Origin of the sequence: Plectonema radiosum NIES-515 (genome assembly GCF_025753815.1) — a bacterium.
Classification (GTDB): Bacteria; Cyanobacteriota; Cyanobacteriia; order Cyanobacteriales; family Nostocaceae; genus Hassallia; species Hassallia radiosum_A.
The window spans coordinates 1-3,942 of the sequence record NZ_JAOWRF010000165.1; the positions used below are offsets into that span (position 1 = coordinate 1).

General features: G+C 44.2%; 3 protein-coding genes. 1 reads left to right on the forward strand and 2 read right to left on the reverse strand.

All coding sequences use genetic code 11. The annotated features are described in order from the left end of the window. Together OGM63_RS11010 and OGM63_RS11015 are read right to left on the reverse strand one after the other, a co-directional pair. The coding region (locus tag OGM63_RS11010) for a reverse transcriptase N-terminal domain-containing protein (RefSeq protein ID WP_263745574.1) at positions 1-376 on the reverse strand (376 nt) is incomplete at its 3' end. 774 nt (positions 377-1,150) lie between these two features. After that, positions 1,151-2,728: a helicase C-terminal domain-containing protein gene (locus OGM63_RS11015; RefSeq protein ID WP_263745575.1), complete on the reverse strand. Its 1,578-nt coding sequence runs from the start codon at positions 2,726-2,728 to the stop codon at positions 1,151-1,153. A gap of 234 nt (positions 2,729-2,962) precedes the next feature. Between OGM63_RS11015 and OGM63_RS11020 the strand changes: the two genes are divergently transcribed. Continuing rightward, a complete protein-coding gene (locus tag OGM63_RS11020) occupies positions 2,963-3,925 on the forward strand; it encodes a M48 family metallopeptidase (protein ID WP_263745576.1) in 963 nt (320 codons plus the stop codon). Positions 3,926-3,942: the final 17 nt, after the last annotated feature.

Here is a 3,942-nt window from a genome sequence, read left to right on the forward strand (position 1 = left end):
TAGTGGGAATTTTAAGCATCCTGGTAGTTCCATCCTTTTTGGGAATGGGAATACTCCTTAATTTCTGGTGAACCCAGTTATTACTGGACACTTTCAGCAGGTCACTTAACTCAAATCGTTCTTCAAAATTGAGCGACTTTTTGGCGTCGATTCCTGCTGTTTTCTTACCTGCGTTTAGCTGCGTTACTTGACGAATCGCCAAAAATCTAGCTGCAAAGGATTTCAAAATAAGCTTCTGAAGTGACAAAGCTTTGCGCTTGTCTCCGACTCGAATAGCTTTGAACACTCGACATTGTAGGCGAAATAAATCTTTGCGGAATTTCTTCCAGGGTAGATTTTTCCAAGATTCACTAGTCTGGTGACTGTGCCTAATCATGCTCTAACTCCGTTCGCGTGTTTTCTGAATACCTTGCAGTAATTACACCGCATCCTACCCGAATCAAAAGAATTCCGTATCTCATCTTACCTACCTGGGATTCGACTGTCCCAAGACCTTTGATTCGTTTTTATTCGTTCCCTCAGAAGATTGATGAGCCACTGCGTTGCGTATTTTCCCAAGGCACGTTTTGGGGGGAAGCGGAGGAACATAAGCTGCCGCCCTGAGCCTTTGCATGTGGCGTTGTTCCGTTAGGTGTAGCCAATTTAACCATCAGAAACCCTAGATTCATGCTGTTATTCGACGTATTTCAGCGGGTTTTAGCTCTGATAAAGTCGAGGTTTTTGGGTTATGCCTCGCTTGCAAATAGGTTACTTTTCTAGGCTCAGTTTCACCATAGGAACTCCCTGTTAGCACCAGTGTCAATCCATAACGATTGTCTGATTGTGCCCTGTTCCCAGCTTCACTCTACAAGAATTGAGCTTGTTCGGTGTGGGCAGATAAGGAGTCACGCTTGAATCTAGCGGGTAGGGCTTCCACCTACATCAGTCTGAGAGTTCAGTGTCTAGTTATCTAGATTTCACTGGCAAGTATATGTACGGACTGGATACCGGGATTCTACTTGCAACGAATCGCACACGACGCTTTGCTTCACCCATAATCAGTAATTCAAAGTTACAAAATTTTCCAAATTTTTAGTCTCCAATCCCGATGATAACTTTTGGTGATTTCGGCGATCGCTTCTCCTTGACAAAACGTAAATAGCCAAGAAGATTATGTAGAATTTTCCTCGACTTCAGTAGAAAACAAACTGGGATCGAGATAGTTAATACGTGCTAGGGGACTCAGGGCAGCCAAAACTTGAGTACCGTAACTACGATTTACCACGCGAGTGTCAAGTAAAGCAACAATACCTTGACTTTCTCGCACCGGAGCGATCGCGCGTTGCAATTCATTTAAAGCAGTAGGCAATAAATATAAACGAAACCAATCTTGATGCGATCGCTTATAATAATCCACCCTACCAGCCACCAACGGATTTTCTAAAGATGGCAAAGGCAAAGTCGCAATAATTAAAAGCTTCGGTGAAGGCAACACACCTTGATGCGATCGCCAAAATTCCCAACCACTGACCAAAATACCATTTTCATCCAAACAGGTTTTTTCAACCTGCACCCTGGAACCAAACTCAGATGCCAAAATTGCCCCGACTTGAGCCTTTAATGGCACATCCCCCACGAGTATGACTATCAACCCTGGTGCAGTCGCACTTAAACAAAGCAGCGTCCGGACTTTGTGAATAAAAGCGGATTGAAATTCCGGCGTATTCGGTAGAGGTAACTTATGCGGTAAATATAATTGAATCGCTTCTGTTTGGCTATCAGAAGAGAACTTCAAGCAAGTTAAATTATCTAACCCCAAACGCGCTTTAAAAATAGGAGCTTCAGTTTCCGGTTCCAAAGCGCTACCAATAAACACCACAGGTTGCCGACTCCATATCGGTGAGAGAATTTTACTTACATCAATTGGGGCGTAATGTAAAGAAAATAAACCTTGGCGACGGGCAATAGTCACCCAAAGGAGGGGAGGGGGGGAGGGGGAGAGAGGGGGAACCTTGCCCGTACTAAGATTTTCATCAATGTTTTTAAATTGCTGAGCGAAGTGTTTCCACACATCTGGGAGGGTAGCTGGATCTAGAGCCGAATAAAGACGGCTCAAAATTTCTGCTTCTGGCTGAGAAATCAGATAACATTCGTAAGGATTAGCCGGATGCTGGAACAGTTCCCGTGTCAGCTGTACCCTTACCTCACGAATCAGATCAACTTGATATGGGCAAGCTAGCATCAGTTGATCCCAGTCATGGGGTTGAATTTCTCGAGTGAGTTGATCGCGCACCCAATCTTCCAGATCGTCCACACCATCAATAATTGTGGGAATACCTGCCGGAAAATCGTCTGTAAAAGTTAGTTGCGCTTTTAACCAAGCTTCCGGGGAAGTGAGAAACAGTCCTTGGAAACCATCTTTGGGGAAAGCGTCACCGGTTCTAATCGGTTTGCCGACTTGCAGCCACTGCTGTAGTCGGGGAATTTCCACTTTCACAAGGCGTTGTTGTACCAATTCTGGTGCAACAATAATTACAGAACCATGCCACATTAATGCGGATGCCACAAAACTAGTGCGATATCGCCCTTGATAACCACAAACCGCCCCGACTTGCATTAAGGCGCTACGTCCGGTACGCAAGGTGCGTGCTACCAACCTTGCCATCGTCAAATGATGGGGCCAGGAAGGGAAACCCGCCTGCGATCGCAAAAAGTTATGTAGTGACAAATGAACTTCTGCCTCAATCACACGCTTTTATCCCCATACAAAGTAATTTTTACCTACAAAGCCCCACTTTTATCATGTTGTTATTGGTTAGTTGTTATTGGTTAGTTGTTATTAGTTAGTTGTTATTAGTTAGTGGTTAGTAGTTGGATCTTAACCACTCTCTTAGTAAGGGCGCTTTTTATCCACTATCCACTATCCACTATCCACTATCCACTATCTACCATCCACTAAGCATTAACCAATTTCCCGTTCATTATGCCTACATACACAGGAATTTCCAGCGAAGCCTTCAGGCATCCACTGGATCGCCAAGCCGAGGAAGCTTTAAGAAATTTACCCGGATTTGATTTGATTGCTGGTAAATTTGTGGAATTTGTCTACGAACGTCCCCAGTTAGTCTATTTAATGGGCAACACCATCCAAGTCGGGCCGCGTCAATATTCCACTATTTACCAGATGTTTCGGGAATCGGTGCGAGATTTGGACATAATCTGTGAACCTGCACTGTTTGTCTCACAAAATGCCCAAGCAAATAGTTATGCTTTAGGGCAAGAGCATCCTTACGTAGTCATAAACACAGGGATACTAGACTTACTGAATGAAGCCGAAATTCGGGCGGTGCTAGCCCATGAACTGGGGCATATTAAATGTGGTCATACTATTTTAATTCAAATGGCTATGTGGGCGATGAGTGCCGCTAATGCCTTGGGTAGGTGGACTTTTGGCGCTAGTAATTTTGTTACACCAGCTTTAATGTATGCCTTTTTTGAATGGCGGCGTAAAGCCGAGTTATCCGCCGATCGCGCCGCGCTTTTGGTGATGGATGATTTAAATACGGTCATGTCTTCGATGATGAAAGTAGCCGGCGGTAGCAGCAAATATGCCCACGAATGCAGTTTACAAGAGTTTATCCGTCAGTCAGAAAATTATCAGGCTGATGAAGATGTGCTTAATCAAGTTTATAAATTCTTAATGTATAACGGCGCACAAGGCGAAATGCTCAGTCATCCTTTCCCCGTTGAGCGCTTGCATTATCTACGTGAGTGGGCAGTATCAGAAGAATATCAGCAAATCAAGAAAGGAAATTATATGCGATCGGCGGCTTCAGGCGCCGTCAATGTTGGAGCACAAACACCGCAAAATCAAGAAGCAGAAAATTTACGCCGGAAAATTGAAGAATTGCAACGAGAAATTAACAAAATGAAAAAAATCAACTAGGGACAGGGGGGCAGGGG